Here is a 22980-nt window from a genome sequence, read left to right as displayed (position 1 = left end):
CGCGTCACCCGCTCCGGCCACGCCCTCCCGGAAAGGACCGGAAAGGAGAAGCCGTGGAGAACGACGAGACCGACCGTTTCGTACGCGTCCGGGGCGCCGCCGAGCACAACCTGCGGAACATCGACGTCGACCTTCCCCGGGACGCGATGGTCGCCTTTACCGGTGTCTCGGGCTCCGGCAAGTCCTCGCTCGCCTTCGGCACGCTCTACGCGGAGGCCCAGCGCCGTTACTTCGAGTCCGTCGCGCCCTACGCCCGCCGGCTGCTCCAGCAGGTCGGCGCGCCGCACGTACGGGAGATCACCGGGCTGCCGCCGGCCGTGGCCCTGCAACAGCGGCGCGGCGCGCCCAGCTCGCGTTCGACGGTCGGCACCATCACCACGCTCTCCAACCTGCTGCGGATGCTCTACTCCCGCGCGGGCACGTATCCGCCGGGGGCGCCGCGGCTGGAGGCCGAGTCGTTCTCGCCCAACACCGCGGCCGGCGCCTGCCCGCGCTGCCACGGGCTGGGGGTCGTGCACGACGTCAGCGAGGACCTGCTCGTCCCGGACCCCTCGCTGAGCATCCGCGAGGGCGCGATCGCGGCCTGGCCGGGCGCGTGGCAGGGCGTCAATCTGCGCAGCATCGTGAGCGGGCTGGGGATCGACGTCGACAAGCCGTGGCGCCGACTGAGGAAGAAGGACCGGGACTGGCTGCTCTACACCGACGAACAGCCGTCGGTCCTCATCAAGCCCGAGCGCGACCGGGTCGACTACGGCTACCACGGGACGTTCTGGAGCGCCCGCAAGCACGTCATGCATGTCCTCGCGGATTCCAGGAGCGAGCGGATGCGCGAGCGCGCGCTGCGGTTCGTGCGGAGCGTGCCCTGCCCCGACTGCCACGGCAGCGGACTGCGGCCGGAAGCGCTCGCGGTGACCTTCGCCGGGCGTTCGGTCGCCGAGGTCAACGCGATGCCGCTCACCGAGGTCGTCGCGCTGCTGCGGCCCGTCGCGGAGTTGTCCGGCGCGGGGGCGACGACGTCGACCGCCCGGTCCGGGGAGACGACCGAGGTCGCGGTACGGATCGGCGCCGACCTGGTCGCACGGGTCGAGGTGCTGCTCGACCTCGGCCTGGGCTATCTCAGCCTCGGCCGCCGCTCGACGACGCTCTCGCCCGGCGAGGCCCAGCGCCTGCGGATCGCCACCCAACTGCGCTCGGGCCTGTTCGGGGTCGTCTACGTGCTCGACGAGCCGTCCGCCGGCCTCCACCCGGCCGACGCGGAGCCGCTGTTGGACGTGCTGGACCGGCTCAAGGCGGCGGGCAACTCGCTGTTCGTCGTGGAGCACGACATGGACGTCGTACGGCGGGCGGACTGGGTGGTCGACATCGGGCCCGGCGCGGGCGAGGGCGGCGGGCGCGTGCTGTACAGCGGGCCCGTACCCGGGCTCGAACGGGTCGAGGACTCCGCCACCAGCACGTATCTGTTCGGGCGCGCGCGGCCACCGGACCACCGTCCCCGTACGCCTCGGGGCTGGCTGCGGCTGCGCGGGGTCTCACGCCACAACCTGCGTGACGTGTCCGTGGACGTGCCGCTCGGTGTGCTGACGGCGGTGACCGGGGTGTCGGGCTCCGGGAAGTCGACGCTGGTCACGCAGGTGCTGGCCGAGGTCGTACGCGGGCACTTGGGGCTGGCGCGGGAGGAGGAGCCGGACGAGGAGCCTTCCGACGAGGGGACGCTTTCCGTCGACGTACGGGACGCGTCGGGGCTGGAGTCGTTCGACCGGCTGGTACGGGTCGATCAGCGGCCCATCGGCCGTACTCCGCGCTCCAACTTGGCCACGTACACCGGCATGTTCGACGCCGTGCGCAGGCTGTACGCGGCGACGGACGAGGCGAGGGCGCGCGGGTACGCGGCCGGGCGGTTCTCCTTCAACGTCCCGGAGGGGCGGTGCGAGACGTGCCAGGGCGAGGGGTTCGTCGCGGTCGAACTGCTCTTCCTGCCGGGGACCTACGCGCCCTGTCCGACCTGCCACGGCGCGCGCTACAACGCCGAGACGCTTGAGGTGACCCGGCGCGGCAAGAACATCGCCGACGTACTGGCGATGTCCGTCGACGACGCCGCCGCCTTTCTCGCCGACGTCCCGGCCGCCTCCCGGAGCTTGTCCACGTTGAGGGAGGTGGGGCTCGGCTATCTGCGACTGGGCCAGCCGGCCACGGAGTTGAGCGGCGGCGAGGCCCAACGCATCAAGCTGGCCACCGAGTTGCAGCGCGCCCGCCGCGGCCACACGCTCTACCTCCTCGACGAGCCGACGGCGGGCCTGCACCCCGCCGATGTCGCCTTGCTGCTACGGCAGTTGCACCGCCTGGTCGACGCGGACAACACGGTCGTCCTGGTCGAGCACGACCTCGACACCATCGCCACAGCCGACTGGGTCATCGACCTGGGCCCCGGCGGCGGCACCGCGGGCGGCCGCGTCATCGCCACGGGCCCTCCCGCCAAGGTGTCCCAGTCCAAGTCCAGCGCCACGGCCCCCTACCTGGCCCGCCGCCTGGCCTCCGCTTGAGAGGTCCCGGGGGCCGGCCTGTCGGTGGGCGCGGGTCAGCGGACGGTGTGGACGTCGTGGCAGTGGCCGGCCGCGTCGACTCGGACGGCGAGCATGTCCAGGTCGCCGAAGTCGAAGCAGATCTCCAGCTCGGCGGGAGAGGACACCGTGAACCCTTCCAGGAACAGGCGCTCGGCGAGCGGTGTCGCCGCGACCTCCGGGTAGGCGTGGTGCGGGGCGCTCGGAGCGTGCGCGACCACGTACGCCTTGATCCCGTCGAGTTCGGCAAGTGCCGTACGTACGCGGGCAGTTGCCATGTCCAGGAGGGCGTCGAGTGCGGCGGCGCTCAGCGCGGGCGCGGCGCTGATCAGCACCTCGGCGTCGGTCTCGCCGTTCTGCCGGGCCGCCCGGATCGCGGGGTCGACCTCGATCGTGGCGATCAACCAGCCGTCGCCGCAACGCCGTACCACGCCGAGCCAGGCGTGATGCGCCACGGGTTCCGGCCGTATCGAGTCGGTCATGGCGTCGTCAGGCGGTCAGGCGGCGGGCCATCAGGACGTCGTCGACGTAGCTCCCGTCGATCCAGAACTCCTCCTCGCACACGCCCTCGACCGCGAAGCCGCAGCTCTCGTACAGACGCCGGGCAGGCGCGTTGTGGCCGAGGACCCGCAACGTCATCCGCCGCGCACCCTCCTCGCGGGCCGCCGCGCACGCCGCCTCGACCAGGGCCCGCCCGATCCCGGCGCCGCGGACCGCCGGGTCCACGGCGAGCCCCTGGATCTGCCGCACATGCTGGTTGCTCGCCAGCCGCGTGGGCGGAACCTGGCGGATGAAGCCGACCACCACACCGTCCCGTTCGGCCACCAGAACCTGGCGCGGCGGCAGCGACTCGGAGAAGAAGGCCTCGCCCGGGTCGGGACGCGGCTTGACCTCGCTCAGCCAGGACCAGGCGGCACGGTTGAGGTCGGCGAGAGCCCCTTCGTCCGCGAGCGTCGCCTGACGGATCGTCACTTCACTGGTCGGCATGAACGCCATGTTAGTGAGCCGTTCACCCGCGAACCGGCCGGTGGCCGGACGGCGTTCGTCCGCTCCCGGCCCTGATCCTCCGAGACGGCCGTACGGGCGGGGTGGTACGGCGGCGGGCAGCCGTACGGCGAGGGTGGGAGGGGCGGCGGACGGCCGTCGTGACCGCGGCGATACCGTCCACCGCAGCCCGCTGAACTGCCGCTATCATCCCTTCGAATCGAATCGAACACCTGCGCCGGAGGGCCGATCGCATGAGCACCAGACCCGATCTGATCGGCGCCGTCGCATCAGCTCAAGCGCTCGGTTCCGTGGCGCTGCTGGCCGGGGGCGCCGGCTCCCTGCCCGTGCTGCTCGGGCACACGGGGTCGATGGGCGGCACGACGGTGGCCGTACTGGCCCTGGTGATCTTCGCGGTGCCCTTCGCGTGGTTCGCCGGCCCCCGCCGCGCCTGGTACCGCGAACGGCTCGCCGCCGCGGGACCCGCTCCCCGCGACGCCGTCGTCATAGCGGCGGACGATACGTTCCAGCGCGTCACGCGTCCGCTGACGCCCGTACTGGTCGGCGCCGCCGTGATCGAACTGCTGGTCGCGTACGGCACCGGCGTCCCGATCGGGCTGGCGCTCGCCGGAGTCGGGGCGGGCCTGCTGAGCCAGGCACGTTGGCTCGCCCGGCAGGAACGGTCCCAGGGCATCCGGCTCCTCTGCCCCTCCGCCCCGGGCCGGGTCGCCGCCGACGACCCCCACCTCGACGAGTACCGGGCGGTGCCGTTCTACACACTGTCCGAGGACCCGTCCTCGGACCCCTCGACCAGCTGACCCAACTCGCTGGGCCCTGACCGTCCTTGACGGACGCGCGCCGGGGGTGCGCCTTCGCGGGAACGCGCACCCGAGGGGGTACGGGGACCATCCCCGCAGGCGCGGGGAGCACATCAGGCCGGGCGCCTGGCTGGTCTCCGCCGCGGGACCATCCCCGCGGGCGCGGGGAGCACGGCCGCACGTACCCGCGGACCCACCCGGTGACGGGACCATCCCCGCGGGCGCGGGGAGCACTGGCACCGGGCGCACACCTGCTCGGGGCCGTAGGGACCATCCCCGCAGGCGCGGGGAGCACGCCGGCTACACCCGCGACGCCAAGAGCGACCTGGGACCATCCCCGCAGGCGCGGGGAGCACCTCGTCGCGGACCCGGCCGACCCCAACCCGTGGGGACCATCCCCGCGGGCGCGGGGAGCACGACGGAGCGCACGAGGTGCGCGGCGTCCAGACGGGACCATCCCCGCGGGCGCGGGGAGCACCTCGTTCTTCAGGGCTTCGTGCAGCTGAGGGCGGGACCATCCCCGCGGGCGCGGGGAGCACCGCTACGTCAAAGCGCTGTGCCCGCAGCAGAAGGGACCATCCCCGCGGGCGCGGGGAGCACCCTAGATGACCAGGGCGTTTACAGGCCGAGAGCGCCGGATTCCACCACTTTCACCGAACCCGACGTACAGACTGAATCAACCACCCCCACGCCTCAACCCCCACGCGCAGGCCAACCACCCCGTAGGCCGGCACCGCCATCTGTGGGCCACCAGCGGAACTCTCTGACCTCAGAAGCTGCCGAGTCCGTCATGGTTGTTCCCCAGCGCGGGACAGACGGATTTCCTGGGCCAGCGTTAGCCGGTGACGCCGGCGGGGAGCTTGGGGTGCACAGGTCTGCCCAGGTCCTTGAAGGTCGTGGTGACGGTGGGGCTGCCCCCCTTCTGCACGGCCTTGACCACGACGGCCGGTCCGGAGATCGCGACGTAGAGAGTGACGGTGCCGGTGGAGCCGGTCTGCGTCAGGGACACCACCTGCCTCCCGGCGACGGTGAACGGACCGCGTTCCTGCTTCAGCCCGTCGAAGTCCGAGGTGACGTTACTGATCGCTTCCGGCAGCGAGCACATCGAATCGACGTCGTAGGCGCCGAGCTGTGCCAGGGACCCCTTGAGCCACCGGTTGGAGAGGAGGCGGGCATCGTCAGGGTCGCCCTTTCGCACCGTGGCCCACGTCCAGAAGGCGGCGTCACCTTTCAGGAAGGGAGTCGAGCCGATGTGGATCACCTGTGCCTGTCCGCCGCCGGCGGAGACGCGTCCAACGCAGTCGCCGTTGGCGGCGACAGAAGACTCGGCGCGAACCGGATGGCCCTGCTCGTCGCGGAAGGCGATGGTCAACGACGCGGATTTCTGGCCTGCCATCACCGCCGAGGTCCGTTGCCACAGCTCCAACGGTGTCAGTTGCAGGGTTGGCCCGGTGGGCAACGGCTCGGCCGGGGTGCTGCTCCCGGGGGTCCCAGGGGCACCGGTCGGCACATGGATCGAAGCAGGATCGGGAGCCGACGGCAGGACCTGCGCGGGTGCGGACTCCTTGACTCGCGCTCCCTGGTCTTTGTCGTCGGCAGCCCCAGAGCCACCGGTGCAGCCGGCGAGGACTACTGCCACGAGGCCTGCAATGACGGCGGTGCAGGTGGACTTGTGATTCACGGGTGCGCTGTTCCTCATCAAGTGGGGGTTTCGGGCACGCATACGACAAGCCCGAAGCGCGAATGGTTGCGCCCCTCGGGGACTGGACTCGCCAGCTCCGCGATGGTGTCTGACTGGTGCACGGAGGTCAACAGCGTCTTCCGCGGACGAGGAATCAGGATGTCGCGGCCACGAACTCAAGAGCCGTCGCCACGTTGGACGAAAGGTCGACCACCGAATCCAGCACCAACCGGTGATCGGCCCACGGAGCGAACGCCTCCCGCTGCCGCTCGACCGCCTCCCACGTCGGCTCCACGAAGCCCTCGATCCCGCGCGACCGGCCTTCCAACCGCCGCCGATGTGCCGCCGGATCCGAACACACGACCTCGATGAACGCCAGCGGTACGCGATGACGTTTTGCCAGCGACCGCCACTGCCCGCGCGCTGCCTCCACGGCGTTGACCGCATCGACGATCACCGTCTGCCCCAGGGCGAGCACACCGTCCGCCACGGTTTCGGTCACGACATACGCGGCGAGGCCGGTGGGTTCACCACGGCCCACCCCGGCACGCCACATCGCCGCCTCGATCGGGTCGACGGAGACGACCGGAGCGGCCAGCTTCCGCCCCAACCCCACGGCGACCGAACTCTTCCCGGCCCCGGCCAGCCCGGCCATCACGATCAACATAACGCCACCCTCGCACGCCACGAGCGCGCGCAGCACGACCCCACCCACCGGTCCCGGATCTCGACGTATGGCCCATCCCCGCGCGTACGGGGAGCACCCTAGATGACCAGGGCGTTTACTGGATGCGGATGGCGGATTCCACCACTTTCACCGAAACCGACGTACGGAATGAATCACCCATCCGCCGCCCCTCGACCCGTACGCAAGCCAACCACCTCCGCCGACCGGTGACTTGCGCCGATCGGTCCCGCCTCGCCTGGGCCGACGGAGACCCGCCCGGAGCGTCCGGAGGGGCCGGCGGTCGGCAGTGCGTCAACCGCGCTTCGGCGGGCTGGTCTCTGCCGGGATGGGTCCGGGGGTGAGGTGCGGCGCGCGGCCTGGGCAGGCGTACTGCGTCACGCCGGGGCCGCTCGCCCACTCGACGTAGCGCGCCGCGGCCGGGGCAAATGTCTGCCGCTCACAACGGCTGTTCCGGCCAGCACCGAGCGGCCCGTCCCATGCAGCCCGCTCAGGGCTGTGGTGTCGTGGCCTTTGGCGGTTGAGCTGTCAGCCGCCGTCGGCGGAGTCGCCGCCGACGAGTTCGGGAGCGTCCCCACCGGTGATCGGGCGGGTGTGGGCGCACCCCATCCGGGTGCGGTGGATCTCGTAGACCGGGTAGGTCACCGGTGCACCGTCCACCCGCCCCTGGAAGACGGTGGTGCGGGTGAACCCGGCCTTGGCCAGCACGCGACCGGAGGCGGGGTTGTCGGGGTGATGCTTGGCGCTCAGCCGGTCCAAGTGGGTGGCGGTGAACGTGTATGCGATGACCTGCCGGACGGCGGCGGTAGCATACCCACGCCCCCAATTGTCTTCACTCAAGATGTAGCTCAAGGTGGCGTGACCAGCGCCACGGTCCCGGAACTTGATCACCCCGACCAGGTCATCAGCGGCTGTGACACCGAAGCACCACCGTTCGCGGGGGCTCACCCGAGCCTGGGTGATGGCGGTGGTGACGTAGGCGGTGGCCTCCCCGATGGTCATGGGGTGGCCGCGAGTGAAGGTGACGGAAGCGCCACTGTAGATCCTCTGCACGGCCAAGACGTCGCCGGGGACCAGGTCCCGCAGCGTGATCACTGGATCTCCTCGATGAGGGTGACCAGGTCGGCGGCGGTGGGCCTCTCGTCGGCGTCCGGTGCCATGCACGCGGTGATGATCTCCTCGAAAACGGGGAAGGACCACGGCCGGGCGTCATCGAATGGGAGGCGCCGTCCGGCGGCGATGGCCCTTAGCTTGTCCGTCCGCGGGGTGTCGTCGGCGTAGGGCACGGGGCGGTGTCCGGTCCAGCACCAGAACATAGATGCGCCCAGTCCCCAGATGTCGGCCGGTGGTCGTGCCTGGATGTGGGTGTCTGCGGGGGTGGTCAGGAGGGCGTCGGCGATCTCGGGGGCGGTGGTGTGGGTCAAGGCGCCCCGGTACGGAAGACGACCAGTCATCTCGGGCCCGCACGACAAGGCAAAGTCGAAGATGGCGGCACGGTCGTCGGCGGTGACGAGGGTGTTGGTGGGCTGCACGTCGGCGTGGGCCCAACCGGCGGCGTGCAGCCCTTCAAGCTGCCCCGCCCAGGTTCGGGCGATGCCCAGAAGCCGGGACCGCACCGAGGGCTGATCGTCCTCGGGGCCGCGTGCCGGGGCCATGGAGTTCCACAGGGGGGTTCCCTCGATCCAACGGACCGCCAGCCACCGGCCGCCCTCCCATGCGCCGGCATCGACCCGGTAGCCGGGGCTGAGGGCGCCCGCGTCGGCGAGGGCGAGCAGGTGCCGGTCCTCCTGGGCCATCTCCGCGGCCTTGTCACGTCCGGATACGGCCTCGGGGTTGTTGGCCTTCAACGCCGCAGTGCCCCGGGAGCCAATGACCTTCCACGCGCGGGAGCCTCGCCGATCACTGAGCGGATCGCAGGTGACCGGACCCAACAACTGCTCCAGAGCTGCTACTGCCTCGACGGGAGGTGCTGCGCCCACAGTCTGATGTCCTTCCAGTCGTGCCCGATATGGCTGAACACGTCGCGACCGTCGTCCCTGGCGGACGCCACGGCCTCCGCCAGGTTCGGAGTGCGTCGCAGGAACCGCCCGTCACGGGGCCGGACAGCGACGCGTACCGGGAGGAACGAAACCGGTGGTGGCGGGATGCTCCGGCCCGTGTGGTCGGTGCGATCCTCCCCCGCAGCGAACTTGCCGACCATCAGCCCCACGGGCCCATAGGAGGGCCCAACCCCGAGTGTGCGGGGAGCACCATTCACGCCGAATTCCGGCCAGTTTCAAGCCGGGACCATCCCCGCGTGTGCGGGGAGCACGGAGCAGGTCCTGTAGGTCCTGTAGGTCCTGTAGGTCCAGCATGTACGCGAGGCCGTCGGGGACCATCCCCGCGTGTGCGGGGAGCACCGTCCTGCCACACCATGCGGTGGAGGAATTCGCGGCGCCCGTCCGTGGCTGCGTAGTAGCCGGTGGGACCATCCAGCACCAGGGCACCGCGGCGGCCGGGGACGACCCCAGGGGACCATCCCCGCGTGTGCGGGGAGCACGCGATGATCAAGGGTTCGGCGCTGGCCGGCGTGGGACCATCCCCGCGCGTGCGGGGAGCACCCCATGGCCTTGCCGATGTGCTGGACGCTGTCGGGACCATCCCCGCGCGTGCGGGGAGCACACGGTCAAGCTGTCCGACGGTCGTACGGTCCGGGGGACCATCCCCGCGCGTGCGGGGAGCACCCTACTGCTGGTGAGGATTGAGGGCCCGAAGCCGGGACCATCCCCGCGCGTGCGGGGAGCACCCTAGATGACCAGGGCGTTTACTGGATGCGGATGGCGGATTCCACCACTTTCACCGAAACCGACGTACGGAACGAATCTCCTATCCCCCGCATCTCCACGTCAACCGTTCCCGTCAGCCTACGGTTTGCCGTCCCGACGGGCGGCGGGGAGTTCGCAGGGGCCTTGGTCCTGCGTGCCGTTACTCGTTGCTTCGCGGCGGGTGGTGGGTGGTCCAGTCGTTGCGGGCTGCGGTGAGAGCAGGGGCGACGTGGTGGTCGAGGTGGTCTGCGTGGGTGCGTAACGCGGTGGCGAGGTGGGCCAGTTCGACGGGGCCGAGGCTGGTGATCCAGTGGTCGTCGATGATGCGGAGGTTGACGACGGGGGTGTTGGGTTCGGGGTGGTCGGCGTAGGGGACGCATTCGATGGTGCCGCTGAGGATTTCGTTGGGTTCGGCGGGGCCGGCGCCGTGGACGGCCTGGACGCACAGGCCGTCGAAGGGGGCGCGGTGGGTGATGTCGGCGAGCTGCGCGGACAGCCGGTCGAGCGGTACGCCGGTCTCGCTCGGGTCCTCCTCGGCCCAGCCGGGCAGGTGACCGGTGGCGGTGAAGCCGTTGGTCGTGGTGAGGGTCCAGGTTCCGGCGGGGGTCTCGGCCTGTCCGGTGGTGGGCGGCGTGGTCATGGGGTCCGCGGTGGTCGGGTGCTGTGCCGTGGCGGTTGCGCGTGCGCGTTCGAGGACGACCAGAGGGCAGTTGAGGGCTGCGGCGATTCTGGTGAGGTTGGCGGGGGTGGCGCTGCGCCAGCCGGATTCGATCTCTCCCATGAGCACTTCGGAGATCCCGATCTCCTGGGCGAGGGCGCGTTTGGTCAGTCCGGCCTTCTCACGGGCCCAGGTCACGGCCCCGGGTTCCTGATGCAGCGTGCGGGGCCGGGTACGCAGGCGGGTGCGGGTCATGACCGGACGGTCCTCTCGAACGAAGTGGGGGTGGGGGTCACGCCGTCTGTGTCCGGCGTGACCCCCGGGGGTGAAGGTGTCCCGCTGACCCCGCCTGTGGCGCCAGGCGGAGGACCGGGCGCGGGCGCGTGTGGCAGTAGGGGCCTGCACGGGGGTGGACCCGGCCGTGCGGCCCCCCGCGCCTGCCGGCATCCGGTCGGGGAGTCCTTCACCGGCCTCGGTCCCGCGTGAAAGGGGTCGGGACCGAGGGGTCTGGGGTGGTCTGGGGTGGTGGGGGCTGCACGTCCGGACGTGCAGCCCCCACCGTGTGGGTCTGTCCGCAATGCGCTCGCAGTCGGTGAGCGCAGAGTCAAGCCGGAATCAGACCCCCTCACCCGTGCGGGGCGAACCTCTTCTCCCGCACCGGCAAGGAACTCCGAAAGACCTCGTGGTCGACCCGGCACGCGACCAGGTCCTGCACGAGATAGCCGCTGGCGGAGTACAGCGGGCTCGTGGAGTCCGCCGGGTGGAGGGCGAGGTGTTCGCGGGCGTAGGCGATCCGGTCGTCCGGCGACAGATCCCCGGGCATGGGCGCGATACCGTCCAGCGTCACGCCGAGCCAGGACAACGCGTCCTCGGGCCGGTCGAACGTCGCCGCATACACACCCCGCGGCCGGAACACCCACTCCCGCACCACCAACGGAGAAACCGCAGACACCGCCAAGGGCCGGGCCGTCCCTGTCGACACCGACGTGTGCCAGTGCAGGCCGGTCACAGCTTCACCACCAGCGCGCCGAGCACCACCGCACTGGTGAGGAGCCCCAGCAGCCAGATCGTCTCGATGTGATACCCGAGCCACGCCCGCGCACCGCCCGGGGAACGGCCCCGGCGTTCAGACCTGGACACCGGCCCCCGCCTCCCCGCAGCACGCCACCGTCACCCGCGCCCAGACCCGCTTGCCCACGCCCTCGCGCTCGCTGACACCCCAGCCGTCCGGCCCGACCACCGCCGCAACCAGGAACAACCCCCGCCCGCTCTCCTCGTCCTCACCCGCCGCGTGCTGCACGGGCATCCGCTCGCCGGCGTCATGCACCTCAATCCGCACACCACCCGCCTCCCGCGCAAACCGCGTCTCGACGTAACGGTCCTCGACCTCGCAGTGCTGGATCGCGTTGGTGAACAACTCCGAAAGCACCAACTCGGCGGCCGACACCAGAGCACCCAGCTCCCAGCGCTCCAACACCCTCCGCAGAGAAGAACGCGCCCGCCCGACCGACAACGGCTCACTGGCCCACCGCATCACAACCAGCGGCTCGGGATGGGCGGTTACTGAAGCTGCCATGGGCTGGACCTCACTCTCGGTGCATCGCTGTGCTCACAGTCCGCGGGCCCGACGTCCGTCGGGCAGGTCGTCCGCCCATTTCCGCCGGCCCCGGACCGCAAGAAATTCGTGCTTCCTCCGGCCGCCGAACCGACATCCCGTACGTCACGGCGAACGGCGAACAAGCCCACCGGGGCGCGCAGTTGAGGCACTTACGGACTCCTCGACCACGTCGCCAACCGTGGCTTTCGGGGCACCGCCCGTTCCTCTCCGTAGTGAAACCACTACCGGGAGCCCTCAATGTGGCCTACAGTCAGGGATTGTTCAACTGGTCTCTGGCGAAAGTGCAAATAGAGGGAGGGCGCTTGAATCGTCGAACACTTGATCCAACAAAGTCCCCACACCATGCCTTCGGATCACAACTTCGCACCTCACGTGAGGCTGCGGGACTGACGCAAGGTCAGCTGGGCGAACGGATGGGGTACACGAACACGTACATCTCCGCCGTAGAAGTCGCGCGCAAATCGCCTGCGCGCAAGTTCGCAAGAGCTGCCGACAAGACTCTGGGCACCGGCCAGACGCTCGAACTGATGTGGATCGGACTCCGCCGCCAGGGCTTCATCGACGGATTCCCGGAGCACGCTTCGCAGGAGGCGCGTGCGGCCGAGATCAGGATCTTCGAGCCGAACATGGTCCCGGGTCTTCTCCAGACTCCCGCGTATGCCCGCGCACTTGAGGCGGCAGCGGTGTTGCGAGGTGGAGTGACGGCAGAGCAGGCCGAGGAACGCGTACAGTTCGTGGCTGCCCGGCAACGGCTCCTCAAACGGGCCGCGCCGCCGTTGATTCACGCCATCATGGACGAGAGCGTCATCCGTCGGCCGGTGGGCGGAGCTGCGATCATGCGAACGCAGCTTGATCATCTGGCCGAGATGGCATCCCGGCCCTATGTGACCCTCCAAGTAGCGCCCTTCACCATGGCCGAGCATGCACCCTTCAGGGCCTTCCTCACTCTGCTGACCTTTGCCGACCGGTCGGTGGTCGGCTACACCGAGTCGGTGGAACAGGGCTACGTGGTGCGGGATGACGAGACCGTACGGGCCTGGGAGAGGGCCTACGATCGGTTGCAGGTGGAGGCACTTCCGAGAGCCGCAACCCTCGAATTCATTCGTAAGGCACGAGAGGAACAGCACCCATGACCGACATAGACCTGTCCGGCGCAACCTGGTTCAAGTCGAGCCACAGCGGCAACGGCGGTTCCTGCGTTGAGATCTCGTCCGACTTCCCCGGGGTCATCCCGGTCCGCGACAGCAAAGTCCCCGACGGGCCTGCGCTGATTTTCCCGGCCGCAGGTTTCGCCGCCTTCGTCGAGGCGGTCAAGGCAGGTGAGTTCGGCACCGTCTGATGCCGCGACCACAGCGAGTGCCCCAGGGACCCCATCACGTGCTCTTGGCGTGATGGGGTCTCCCGCTTTGTCCAGCGGCATGCCCATACTGACGGCCGGTCACTAGTTACCTGGCCGGAGCCACCTCTCAGACAGGCTCCTGGCCGTGATCAGCCGGCTGCGAAAGGGCACACCGTGACGTCCGAAACCCCGCGTTGGTTCACGTCCTCGTACAGCGACAACGGCGGCCAGTGCATCGAGGTCGCCGCCAACCTCGTCGCCTCGCGCGGCATCGTCCCCGTCCGTGACTCCAAGGACCCGAGCGGCCCGGTCCTGAACTTCCCCACCGACGCGTTCACCGCCTTCGTGGCGGGCGTCACGGCAGGCGAGTTCGGCACCGCCTGAAACCCAGCGGGACCCCACCACACGACTTGGCGTAGTGGGGTCTCTCCTTCCCCCGGCCGGTGCCCGCGCACACAACCCCGCACCCCCACCCCGCGCGTGCGGGGAACACATGGCCTGGCAGCCCGGCGCTGGCTGCGGTCCCGGACCACCCCCGCAGGCGCTGGGGGCCCTCACCGCCGCCCAGAAGCAGGGCCTGGGGCCATCCCCGTGGCTGCGGGGAGCACGACAGCTACGGCACCACCTTCCACCCCGGCGTGGGACCATCCCCGCTCGCGCGGGGAGGCACGAGGTTCCCGGGGACGTGCTCGCGGTCGTGCTGGGACCATCCCCGCTCGCGCGGGGAGCACATGTCGGAGTCCTACCCCGAGGCCCTGGCCTGGGGACTATCCCCGCTCGCGCGGGGAGCACACTAACTGACCAGGGCGTTCGCCAGGCGAGAGTGCCGGATTTCATCACTTCCGCAGAGGCCGACGTACAGGGCAAACCGCCCAACCAGCACCTCCCCACCCCCTGCCTGAGCCCCAACCAGCCGTCAGCCTACGAGTCTCGGCCAGGTCAGCGCAGTGCAGAGTACGCACACTGTCCGCGCGGAACACTCCTGATACCGGCTCTTCAAACAGATGACGGCCTACGCGCGCCACCACCCTGGGTCCACTCGCAAGACGAGAAAGGAACAGCACCCGTGATCGCCACTGACCTGTCCGGCGCAACCTGGTACAAGTCGAGCCACAGCGACAACGGCGGTAACTGCGTGGAGGTCGCCGCCAACCTCGTCGCCTCGCGCGGCATCGTCCCCGTACGCGACTCCAAGGACCCGAGCGGCCCGGTCCTGAACTTCCCCGCCAACGCATTCGCCACCTTCGTAGCGAGCGTCAAAGCAGGCGAGTTCGGCACCGCCTGAAACCCAACCGAGACCCCAACACGCGTTCCCAACGTGGTGGGGGTCTTCCGCGCCAGCGAACGCGTCCGCCCGCCGGCGCCCACACCGCCCAACTCCGCGCCCCCAGATTTCGGCAAGCCCATTCCTGCGGGTACGGAGAGCACCGCCCATGGTGAGCAGCCGTCTGCGACGCCCTCGGACCATCCCCGCACGTGCGGGGAGCACGGGTCCCGGAAGTCCGAGCAGGCCCAGGGTCAGGGACCATCCCCGCACGTGCGGGGAGCACCCGTTGCTGTGGTCCCAGGCGGCCTGGAGGGCGGGACCATCCCCGCGCGTACGGGGAGCACTAGGGGCCGCCGCTGGACCCGCTGACGGTGACGGGACCATCCCCGCGCGTACGGGGAGCACCCTTCCTCTTCCAGGCGCCGCCCGGAGAAGTCGGGACCATCCCCGCGCGTACGGGGAGCACGTCGAGGCGATGCCGACGGTCGCCGAACCGACGGGACCATCCCCGCGCGTACGGGGAGCACAGCAGGGCATTCGTTCCGTTGACGGCACCCTGTGGACCATCCCCGCGCGTACGGGGAGCACCCAACTTCATCTTCTGGCTGGTCGGGGTCACCGGGACCATCCCCGCGCGTACGGGGAGCACCCTAGATGACCAGGGCGTTTACCGCGTGGGAGTGCCGGATTCCATCACTTCCGCAGAAGCCGACGTACAGGGCGAACTACGTATACCCCGCGCACCTCCACGCCCCCGCCCAGACCCAACCGGCTGCCAGCCTATGGCTCGCGTCCCCGACAAGCGCAACGCGAACTTCGTACAGCGTTCGCGCGACGCGCTCCCCGTGCGGGCGCTTCACCGGCGACGTACGCCGCCGCCCGCGCCCTCAAGTCCCGGCCGACGTACGTCAAATCGGCAAGTCCCAGCCCGGCCCGGCCTCCGTGCCCAACCACACCCGTTGGCGGGCGGCCGAAACCGTGATGCCGAATCCCTCCTGGTGAGGTTCGCCAGCGGCCTGCCAACTCCGCACCGCCCGTTCGACCCGGTCCCACAGCCGTTCCGGCCCGCGCTGTACGACGGTCCACCCACCACTGGGGTCGGGTGCCGTCCGGGCCTGCGAGCCGGTGGACACGTCCCAGAGGATCTGTTCCGCCCCCGCCCCCATCCGTTCGGCCGCGGGAACCGCGAGCTGCGCGACCCACCCACCCGTCCACGTATCGAGTTTCGCGGGGTCGATTCGGCTCGGCCGCTCCTCCCCCGGCAGCAGGGCCAACGTCGGGCGGGGCGGCCGGTCATGGGGGCGGGCGATCATAAAGCTCGTATAGCCGGGCAGAAACTGGCCCGTGGCCTCCCCCGGACCGTGCACGGTGAGCAGCGCAAGGGCGTTGGCGTAGCTCCACCCGGACAGCGTGACCAGGATCTTTCCGCCCGGCTTCACCTGGTGCAGCCAGGGGAGCGGGATGTACCGGACCGAGCACGTGGCGATGATCCGGTCGTACCGGCCCCCGCCTGGATCACCACGAAGCCCGTCGCCGATGATCAGCCGGGGAGCGGAACCGGCCGCTTTGAGTGCCGCAGCCGCAGCCGCGCCTACCGCCGGGTCGTACTCGATGCTGGTGAGGTTGGCGTCCCCGAGCCGGTGCGCGCCGAGGGCGGTCGAGTAGCCGGTGCCCGTGCCGATCTCCAACACTCGGTGCCCGGCCTCGGTGTCGAGCTGGTGCCACATGCGCAGCACCAGCGACGGCAGGGTGGACGACGATGACGGGGAGCCGGCCACGGCAGACTCGGTCACGTCGTCGGGCCGGATACGGCCGTCGAGTTGCGTGATCAGCGTTTGGTCGGAGTAGACCCCCTCCAGCCACCCGGGACCGCCCTCGCGAACAACGCGGTAGCCGGTCGGCACACTGCCCGCCACCGGAGCGAAGTAGGACCCCACGAACAACTCGCGGGGAACCCTTCTGACAGCGCTGATCCACTCGGGCTCCGTAAGGATGCCGGCCTCGGCGAGTCCGTCCGCCAGAGCGTTGCGGAGCCGAGCTGATGTGCTCACGTGTTGGGGCCTTTCTCCAACTGGTCGGCGATGGCGTGGGCGATCGCCGCGGTGGTCTCCGCCGGCTGCCATGCCCATTGGCCGTTCGGGTTGCACTCCAGGAAGTACCAGAGGAAGTCGGGACCATCCCCACGCGTGCGGGGAGCACTGGCTGGCCCAGCGCCGCCGCGCCGACGCACCGGGACCATCCCCGCGCGTGCGGGGAGCACCTGCCTGTGGCAGCCATCAACCGTACGGGTCAAGGACCATCCCCGTGCGTGCGGGGAGCACGCTAGATGACCAGGGCGTTTACCGCATGAGAGTGCCGGATTCCACCACTTTCGCCGAACCCGACGTACAGGATGAATCACCCACACCCACCCTCCGCACCTTCTACTCCGCCCGTAAGCCAACCGGCCCCGTCAGCCCATGCCTTGCCGCCAGGCCAAGCAGCAGCAGCGCTTTGGTCACGGCGAGCGTCCAGCAGATGAGGCGCGCGCTCCAGAGCCGCCATGACCGCGACGGCGGCGCGGGATCGTACCCCCGTACCCCCGTATCCCCGACGGACGGCCGGCCCTCCCCCGCCGCGGCCATTGTCACAGGCGCTTACTTTGATGCGCGCGAGACCGAGGCTGGCCGCAACCGGGCAGGCAGCGATCGTCGCGCCGGCCGGAGAGGAGCGCTCGGTCGTGGTGCCGCATTCATCCAGCCGGAGGAGCAGGGGTACTTCCACGGGCGAGCCCCGCCCTGCGGTCGGTCGCAGGGCGGGGCTCGCCCCAGGTGGCCAGGCCCGCGTCGGGGCCGGGATCACGCGGTCGCGGGGCCGGAGGTCAGCCGACCTTGAAGTACAGCGTGGTGGGGTAGAGGCTGACGCCCTCGTCCCGGTCGATCGCGGCGACCTGTAGCCGGCATTGGTTGTCGAAGCCGGTGGGCTGCCAGGAGAACGTGCCGGTCCTACCCTGGAGCGTCTGCTTCCCGGAAAGGCCGCAGCTGCCGACGAACTCCCACTGGTATCCGGTGATATCGCGGTCCTTGTCGGCCTCGGCGGGCTTCACGTCCACGACGATCTCGCCGGCGATCGGGCTGCCCTCCTTGACTATGGTGAGCTGCGGCGGGCTCGCGTGCGTCGGCCGGGCCGGTGCCGTCCGGTCGACCGGGATTGCCTCGGAGGGCGCGCCCTCCCGGCCCTGGAGGTCCAGCGCTATGACGTAGTAGTAGGAGCGGCCGGCCGGCGCGGTCGGGTCGACGGCACCCCCGGCTCCCCGCTGGACCAGGGCGACGACGGTCCAACCGCCGATCGGATCAGTGCTCCGGTAGAGGCGGTAGCCGCTGACGGCCTTCTCGCTGGTGCCCGTCGGAGGCTTGAAGTACACGGCGTTGCCGTCGTCGAAGGCCGCGCCCCCGGTGGTCACGGGCACCAGCACGGCGGCAGGGGCAGGCCGGGTGACGAGCGCGGTGACGGTCGGAGAGGCGTTCCCGTACACGTCCACGGCCTGCACGCGGTACACGTACTCGATACCGGACCCGGCGTCCGCGTCGTTGTAGGACGTGCCGAAGACGATGGTCGGAGGGCTGTCCTTATGTTCGCCGGCAGGCCCGTGGAACATCTCGTAGTGATCGGTTTCGGGAGAGCTGGACGGCTGCCAGAACAGGGAGTTGCCCGCGGTGCTGCCGACCCATGTGAGGTTGGTGACCGGCGCGGGCGGGGTGATGCGGGGTGCGCCCGTGGTACCCGCGGCCGACGGCTGGGACTCGTTGCCTGCCGCGTCGCGAGCGATAATTCTGTAGTACCACTGCTGCTTGACGTCGGCACTGTCGTCCAGGTACGAGATTGGGCCCCACAGGCCGTGGACGGCCTTGTAGCTGCCGTCCGGCGTGTCCGAACGCAGTATGCGGTAGTACTGCGCGTCGCTCACTGCCGCCCAGCTGACCTGCACGCCTCCACGGACCACGGTGGCGCTGACCGATGCCGGCGGGGCCGGGGGCGTCCGGTCCACGGTGACGACGCTCTTGGCGGTGCTGCCCGGCGACTCGTTGCCCGCCTTGTCCTACGCGCGGACCTGGTAGAAGTACGTCTCGCCGGTGGGCGACAGGGTGCCGCTGTACGACGTGGATGCCGTGGTGGCGAGGGGCTTGGCGGGGAAGGAGCCGTTCTGGCCGCGCCGGTAGACGCGGTACCCGGCGAGATCCATCTCCTTGTTCTTCGCCCAGGTGAGCTTCGTCTTGCCCGTGGCCTTGTCGTACGTCGCGGCGAGGCCGGTGGGGGCGAGGGGCTTGACCTTGTCGACGCTGCTCGACGTGCGCGGGGTGTAGGTGAACTTGGCCTTCGCCGTCCCGGTCCGGTTCACGTAGTCGATCCGCAGGGTGTGCTTGCCCTTGGGGACGGTGACGTTGACGGTCTTCTTCTGGGTCGCGGAGGTCTTCTTCCAGAGGTCGATCTTGCGGCTGCCGTCGAGGTAGACGCGGATGCCGCCGCGCGCCTCGGCGGCGAGAGCGAAGGGCCCGCCGGAGCCGAAGTCGCGGGTGACGGTCCAGCGGACACCGAAGTTGTCCTTGGGCAGGCCGCGGGCCGGCGCGCCGGTCCAGGTCTGGTTGACGGAGCCGGCGCAGTCCTTCTTCTTGGGCGCGCCCGATAACGCGGTGTTGGCGAAGAACTGGCGCGTGAAGAGCGGGGAGGCGCAGGCCGTCGCGGCATAGGCGGAGGCAGAGGCGGAGGCGGTGAGCAGGCCGCCCACCGTCGCGAGTACGGCGGCGGAGGCCACCACGGTGTTCCTTGCTGGTTTCATGCGGTCCTTCATGCCGGTTTTGATCAATTCATATGATTACCGTATTGATTTCTTACCAACACTGACAAGACGTGAGTTCGGCGCCGGCCTCGTCGGGGGTGACCAGCCCCGGGGGGCGTCCGGTCGGCCGGACGCGGACCGGACTCATCGGGCGAGCACTTGGTCGAGGTAATCCTGTACGGGCGGAAAGAGCCCGTAGGGGACGTACTCCGCGATCTCGGCGTGCGCGCACCAGGCCAGCTCCGCCAGTTCCTCGTCATCAGCGACATGTGCGGTCCCCGACACGACATCGCAGGCTGTGTACGACATCATGCGATGCGTCTTCGGGTGAATACGCTGTCCCAGAAGCCTGACCGCCGCGACAGTGAGTCCTGTCTCCTCAAGCGTTTCGCGAACAGCCGCGTCCTCCGGTGACTCCCCCGGCTCGATCGCCCCGGCCGGGAACTGCCAGGAGAGTTGCCCCTCCGCAACACGCCGTCGCACCATCAGGACACGGCCATTGTGGGCGATGATCGCGGCCGAGATGCCAGGGGGCTCGTCAGCGGGCTGGTCGGTCATGATGGGTCCTCCAATGCTGCGATCACCGGTGGTGAGATCGTGTCCGCGCTGGGGACGCGTGGCGCCACCGCGTCGCACGAGCCTACGCAGGCCGTACAAACCTCACATATCCGTACACTGAGGGGCCCATTCCTGACCGGTCGCGGGCGCGGCGATGAGTTTTCCCGGCCCGGGGAGTCTCACGACCGTTGTCGTCCCATCACAGGAGGAACGCGTGCCTCAGCTACTACGAGTCCAGAACTTCACCGTCTCAAGTGACGGAATCGGTGCCGGTGAGGACCAGAGCCTTGAGAGACCGTTCGGTCATGTCGATCCCGAGAGGCTGTTCGCTTGGGCCGGCGCCACGGCGAGCTGGCCCATGCGCACCGATCCCGGGGGGAGCCGGGGCCTGGACGACTACCTCACGCGGGACTTCGCACACAACATCGGCGCCGAGATCATGGGCCGCAACAAGTTCGGACCCCAGCGCGGGCCCTGGCACGACTACGAGTGGCAGGGCTGGTGGGGTGACGAACCTCCGTTCCACACGCCGGTGTTCGTCCTGACCCACCACAAGCGTCCTTCGATCACGCTTTCCGACACCACGTTCCACTTCGTCGACGGCGACCCTGCCACGGTCCTGGAGCAGGCCCGGGAGGCGGCGCAGGGCAAGGACGTCCGCCTCGGCGGCGGGGTGACCACGGTCCGCGAATTTCTCGACGCCGACCTCGTCGACACTCTGCATGTGGCGGTCTCGCCGGTGAAGCTCGGGTCCGGGCTACGGCTCTGGGACTCCCCCGACGAGCTGCGCGACCGGTTCCACCTGGATGTCGTGCCCAGCCCGAGCGGGGTGACGCACCACCTGTTCTGGCGCAAGTAACCCGCCCCCGGGCCTGTCCCGGTCGGCCGGGAGCAGAGGCGTAGGCGGCCTGCTCGGCGGACCGGGCCGGGACCATCCCCGTGGGCGCGGGGAGCGCCATACTGAGGATCGCCCTAATTCGTAGTGAAGGGGTTCCGGAAGCCGTAGCTGGGCTTCCGGGCTGTCTGGCGAGGAACGTCTGTACGGACCGGCGACGACCGCAACCGCTTCGCCGACGCCCGCGGTCTGAAGGCCTTGCCGGATCCGCACCGATCACCCGCGCCTGCGGCAAGAAACACTACGCCGGAAGCCGCATGGTCAAGAACAACCGACTCCACCACGTCGGCTACCTCTGGGCCTTCTCCTCACTGCGCTCATCACCCGGCGCGCAGGCCCGCTACCACCACCGGCGGGACATCGGCGACCGGCACGCGCAAGCGCAGCGGCACCTGTTCAATCGCCTGCTCAGGCAGCTGTTCCACTGCCTTCAGAGGCGAGTCCTCTTCGAGAAAGAACGTACCTCTGCCCCGGCTCAGGGAGCGGTCGTGGTCGCCCAGGTCCGGAACAGTGTGAGGGCCTCGGTGAGGTTTCCGGGGCCGTACGCGGCGTGGAAGGTCTTCTCGGCGATCCAGGTGTGAACCCAGTCCTGCGTGCTGCGGTTGACCTCCTGGAGGGTGTACTCGTTTCCTTCCAGGTCCGTCTCCTCCAGATCGATCTCGACGGTCCAGCCGGGGTTGTCGAGCGTGGCGATCTTCACACCCCGCTCGTGCTCCCAGTCTCCGTCGCATTGCTGCGTGTACCAGTTCTGCAGCCAGTCGAGAAGGGGCTCCCAATCGCTCATGGCAGGAGATGCTAGGCAAGTCGCGTGCCGGGTTCGAGCGTGACTGGTCCGTCCTGCGGGGGAGAAGCGATGGCGGAACCGGTACGAGTACGCAGACTGGCCGACCTGGAGGGGCAACGACTGCAGTCGTGCGCCGGGGCAGCAGCGGTACGGTGCGCTACCGCTGGGCGATGACGCTGCTGGCGTCGGCCGGCGGGAACCGGGTGCCGGTCCTCGCCCGGCTCGTAGCGGCCGGCGAGGACACCCCGTGGGGCGTCAACCGCCGCCACAAGGGCACCGCGCAATCCCTGGCCGCGCTGAAGTCGATCCGTGCTGACCGTCCCGACGGCGCCCCCATCTACGTGATCATGGACAACCTGCCCGCCCACAAGGGCGCCAACGGGTCTGGGCAAAGACGCACGGGTGGAGCTGTGCTTCACTCCGGCCAATGCCTCCCGGGCGAACTCGATCGAGGCCCACTTCGGGGCCTTACGACAGTTCACCCTGGCCAACTCCCACCACCCCAACCACACCGTCCAGACCCGCTCACTGCAGGCATACCTGCGCTGGCGCAACACACCAACACCCGCCACCCCGAAGTCCTCACAGCCCAGCGACGAGAACGCGCCCGAATACACAGCGAGAAGAGCATGCGCTGGGGAGGACGCCCCCTAGCCTTCGCAGCATGACCCGCAACCCGGTGAACCAATGAGGTCAGGGCACTAGTTGGGGGACTTCGTCGACCAGCGGCCCGGTGGCTCCGTGTCAGGCCTTGGCATCAGCCATGCCGCTGGTTACGACGATCGCGGCCACGTCGCCGGTCTTGGTGCGGCCCAGCCAGACGACACCGCCGAACTCTGCGGTGAACGTGACCAGATCAGCTTGTTGCGACTCGTCGGATACCCGCTCGCACCAGTCGGGCAGCTTTTCGGAGTCGCGCGGCACCGGCATGCCGTCCACATACGCGCGAAACGGCGCGGTCAAAGCCGTCCACGCGCCGGCGTCGGCGAAGCAGCCCACATTGGCGTCGGCTATAAAGCCGATCTGCGCGCCCGGCTGAAGCCGGTCGATATCTTCGTCGACGCCCAGGCCCATCTCCCACCCGATCACGGGGTCGTCCGTGATGCACAAGCGGGTCGCGGCGCACGCAACGCCGTCGAAGTGCTCCCCGAAGAATTCGTACGGCCCCGCCGTCCACGCGATCTCCACCCGGTAGGTGCCCGGGGGAATTCGCACGGCCAGCTCCCGTGGGGGCCTCGTCGGCAGTCCTCGCTCGTACTCCCAGGTTTCGTCGTCATGCCACGGCGCGTCCACGACAAGACGGCCGCTGGGTATGCGAATGGTGGTCAACTCTTCAATCCCCGTGACCACGACGGGCGTTGTCGGATCGTCGTACACCGTCCCCAGGTGCTCTCCGGGCGTAAACGCCGTCTCGAGGTACCAGGTGGCCTCCGGCCCAGCCGCCAGCCGAGCGTCCCCGATCCACTCCATGTCTCATCCCTCCGTCGCCACCCGGCCGGGCGGTCCACCGAGACG

23 protein-coding genes, 2 pseudogenes and 3 CRISPR repeat arrays are annotated in these 22980 nt (G+C 69.7%); of the genes and pseudogenes, 8 read left to right on the top strand and 17 right to left on the bottom strand.

Going from position 1 to position 22980, the window contains the following annotated elements; all coding sequences use genetic code 11:
* The first annotated feature begins 53 nt into the window (after positions 1-53).
* A complete protein-coding gene (uvrA, locus tag OHA30_RS18340) occupies positions 54-2540 on the top strand; it encodes an excinuclease ABC subunit UvrA (RefSeq protein ID WP_328914937.1) in 2487 nt (828 codons plus the stop codon).
* A gap of 35 nt (positions 2541-2575) precedes the next feature.
* Here uvrA and OHA30_RS18335 read toward each other — a convergent pair whose 3' ends face one another.
* Together OHA30_RS18335 and OHA30_RS18330 are read right to left on the bottom strand one after the other, a co-directional pair.
* On the bottom strand, positions 2576-3013 hold the full coding sequence (locus OHA30_RS18335; protein ID WP_328914936.1) for a hypothetical protein: 438 nt from the start codon (positions 3011-3013) through the stop codon (positions 2576-2578).
* A 34-nt stretch (positions 3014-3047) separates the two neighbouring features.
* On the bottom strand, positions 3048-3554 hold the full coding sequence (locus OHA30_RS18330) for a GNAT family N-acetyltransferase (protein ID WP_328914935.1): 507 nt from the start codon (positions 3552-3554) through the stop codon (positions 3048-3050).
* Between the two features lie 242 nt (positions 3555-3796).
* Between OHA30_RS18330 and OHA30_RS18325 the strand changes: the two genes are divergently transcribed.
* Entirely contained in the window at positions 3797-4360 is a 564-nt protein-coding gene (locus tag OHA30_RS18325) for a hypothetical protein (RefSeq protein ID WP_328914934.1), read from the top strand.
* A gap of 83 nt (positions 4361-4443) precedes the next feature.
* A CRISPR array of direct repeats spans positions 4444-4960; the repeat unit is 29 nt; unit sequence GGGACCATCCCCGCGGGCGCGGGGAGCAC.
* A 235-nt stretch (positions 4961-5195) separates the two neighbouring features.
* Here OHA30_RS18325 and OHA30_RS18320 read toward each other — a convergent pair.
* From OHA30_RS18320 to OHA30_RS18285, 8 genes are all read right to left on the bottom strand, one after another.
* A complete protein-coding gene (locus tag OHA30_RS18320; protein ID WP_328914933.1) occupies positions 5196-6041 on the bottom strand; it encodes a hypothetical protein in 846 nt (281 codons plus the stop codon).
* A 154-nt stretch (positions 6042-6195) separates the two neighbouring features.
* Positions 6196-6708: an AAA family ATPase gene (locus tag OHA30_RS18315; RefSeq protein WP_328914932.1), complete on the bottom strand. Its 513-nt coding sequence runs from the start codon at positions 6706-6708 to the stop codon at positions 6196-6198.
* Between the two features lie 546 nt (positions 6709-7254).
* Complete coding sequence (locus tag OHA30_RS18310; protein WP_328914931.1) at positions 7255-7821, bottom strand: GNAT family N-acetyltransferase; 567 nt, start codon at positions 7819-7821, stop codon at positions 7255-7257.
* The gene (locus OHA30_RS18305) at positions 7818-8705 is read right to left on the bottom strand and encodes a protein kinase domain-containing protein (RefSeq protein ID WP_328914930.1); all 888 of its coding nucleotides are present in this window, start codon (positions 8703-8705) and stop codon (positions 7818-7820) included. Before OHA30_RS18305 ends, OHA30_RS18310 begins: the two co-directional genes overlap by 4 nt.
* 530 nt (positions 8706-9235) lie before the next feature.
* Positions 9236-9511: a CRISPR direct-repeat array (repeat unit 29 nt; unit sequence GGGACCATCCCCGCGCGTGCGGGGAGCAC).
* 179 nt (positions 9512-9690) lie between these two features.
* Positions 9691-10443 carry a helix-turn-helix domain-containing protein gene (locus tag OHA30_RS18300; protein WP_328914929.1) on the bottom strand — a complete coding sequence of 251 codons (753 nt, stop codon included), beginning with the start codon at positions 10441-10443 and terminating at the stop codon, positions 9691-9693.
* A gap of 370 nt (positions 10444-10813) precedes the next feature.
* Positions 10814-11122 (bottom strand): hypothetical protein, encoded by a 309-nt coding sequence (locus OHA30_RS18295; protein ID WP_328914928.1) that lies wholly within the window; start codon positions 11120-11122, stop codon positions 10814-10816.
* Positions 11123-11193: 71 nt separating this feature from the next.
* Positions 11194-11328, bottom strand: a complete 135-nt coding sequence (locus OHA30_RS18290; RefSeq protein WP_328914927.1) for a hypothetical protein — start codon at positions 11326-11328, stop codon at positions 11194-11196.
* Positions 11315-11764 carry an ATP-binding protein gene (locus tag OHA30_RS18285; protein WP_328914926.1) on the bottom strand — a complete coding sequence of 150 codons (450 nt, stop codon included), beginning with the start codon at positions 11762-11764 and terminating at the stop codon, positions 11315-11317. The genes OHA30_RS18290 and OHA30_RS18285 overlap by 14 nt, the downstream gene beginning before the upstream one ends.
* Positions 11765-12108: 344 nt before the next feature.
* Between OHA30_RS18285 and OHA30_RS18280 the strand changes: the two genes are divergently transcribed.
* The 4 genes from OHA30_RS18280 to OHA30_RS18265 all read left to right on the top strand — a co-directional run bounded on the left by OHA30_RS18280 (position 12109) and on the right by OHA30_RS18265 (position 14430).
* Positions 12109-12939: a helix-turn-helix domain-containing protein gene (locus OHA30_RS18280; protein WP_328914925.1), complete on the top strand. Its 831-nt coding sequence runs from the start codon at positions 12109-12111 to the stop codon at positions 12937-12939.
* Positions 12936-13145, top strand: coding sequence for a DUF397 domain-containing protein (locus tag OHA30_RS18275; protein WP_328914924.1), 210 nt, complete (start codon positions 12936-12938; stop codon positions 13143-13145). The genes OHA30_RS18280 and OHA30_RS18275 overlap by 4 nt, the downstream gene beginning before the upstream one ends.
* 174 nt (positions 13146-13319) lie before the next feature.
* Positions 13320-13529 carry a DUF397 domain-containing protein gene (locus OHA30_RS18270; RefSeq protein ID WP_328914923.1) on the top strand — a complete coding sequence of 70 codons (210 nt, stop codon included), beginning with the start codon at positions 13320-13322 and terminating at the stop codon, positions 13527-13529.
* Positions 13530-14211: 682 nt separating this feature from the next.
* Positions 14212-14430, top strand: coding sequence for a DUF397 domain-containing protein (locus OHA30_RS18265; RefSeq protein ID WP_328914922.1), 219 nt, complete (start codon positions 14212-14214; stop codon positions 14428-14430).
* A gap of 173 nt (positions 14431-14603) precedes the next feature.
* Positions 14604-15061: direct repeats of the CRISPR family, unit length 30 nt; unit sequence CGGGACCATCCCCGCGCGTACGGGGAGCAC.
* A gap of 259 nt (positions 15062-15320) precedes the next feature.
* Here OHA30_RS18265 and tgmC read toward each other — a convergent pair.
* The 5 genes and pseudogenes from tgmC to OHA30_RS18245 form a co-directional block, all read right to left on the bottom strand.
* Positions 15321-16463 carry an ATP-grasp peptide maturase system methyltransferase gene (tgmC, locus tag OHA30_RS18260; protein WP_328914921.1) on the bottom strand — a complete coding sequence of 381 codons (1143 nt, stop codon included), beginning with the start codon at positions 16461-16463 and terminating at the stop codon, positions 15321-15323.
* Positions 16460-16573 (bottom strand): annotated as a pseudogene (locus OHA30_RS34030) (ATP-grasp ribosomal peptide maturase); the annotation flags it as partial. The gene tgmC and the pseudogene OHA30_RS34030, both read right to left, overlap by 4 nt.
* A 699-nt stretch (positions 16574-17272) precedes the next feature.
* Positions 17273-18439, bottom strand: a complete 1167-nt coding sequence (locus tag OHA30_RS18255) for a hypothetical protein (protein WP_328914920.1) — start codon at positions 18437-18439, stop codon at positions 17273-17275.
* 51 nt (positions 18440-18490) lie between these two features.
* Entirely contained in the window at positions 18491-19228 is a 738-nt protein-coding gene (locus OHA30_RS18250) for a PA14 domain-containing protein (RefSeq protein WP_328914919.1), read from the bottom strand.
* 144 nt (positions 19229-19372) lie between these two features.
* Complete coding sequence (locus OHA30_RS18245; RefSeq protein ID WP_328914918.1) at positions 19373-19786, bottom strand: NUDIX hydrolase; 414 nt, start codon at positions 19784-19786, stop codon at positions 19373-19375.
* A gap of 214 nt (positions 19787-20000) precedes the next feature.
* On the opposite strand from OHA30_RS18245, the gene OHA30_RS18240 reads away from it, so the two are divergent.
* Both OHA30_RS18240 and OHA30_RS18235 read left to right on the top strand, forming a co-directional pair.
* Positions 20001-20645 carry a dihydrofolate reductase family protein gene (locus OHA30_RS18240; RefSeq protein WP_328914917.1) on the top strand — a complete coding sequence of 215 codons (645 nt, stop codon included), beginning with the start codon at positions 20001-20003 and terminating at the stop codon, positions 20643-20645.
* 189 nt (positions 20646-20834) lie between these two features.
* A pseudogene (locus OHA30_RS18235) lies at positions 20835-21154 on the top strand (transposase); the annotation flags it as partial.
* Between the two features lie 2 nt (positions 21155-21156).
* Here the strand turns inward: OHA30_RS18235 and OHA30_RS18230 are convergent.
* Both OHA30_RS18230 and OHA30_RS18220 read right to left on the bottom strand, forming a co-directional pair.
* Positions 21157-21465, bottom strand: a complete 309-nt coding sequence (locus OHA30_RS18230) for an immunity 53 family protein (protein ID WP_328914916.1) — start codon at positions 21463-21465, stop codon at positions 21157-21159.
* A gap of 744 nt (positions 21466-22209) precedes the next feature.
* Entirely contained in the window at positions 22210-22935 is a 726-nt protein-coding gene (locus OHA30_RS18220) for a DUF4241 domain-containing protein (protein WP_328914915.1), read from the bottom strand.
* Between the last annotated feature and the right edge of the window lie 45 nt (positions 22936-22980).

It is taken from the genome of Streptomyces sp. NBC_00223 (genome assembly GCF_036199905.1).
Classification (GTDB): domain Bacteria; phylum Actinomycetota; class Actinomycetes; order Streptomycetales; family Streptomycetaceae; genus Actinacidiphila.
This window is presented reverse-complemented; position numbering and strand designations above follow the sequence as displayed.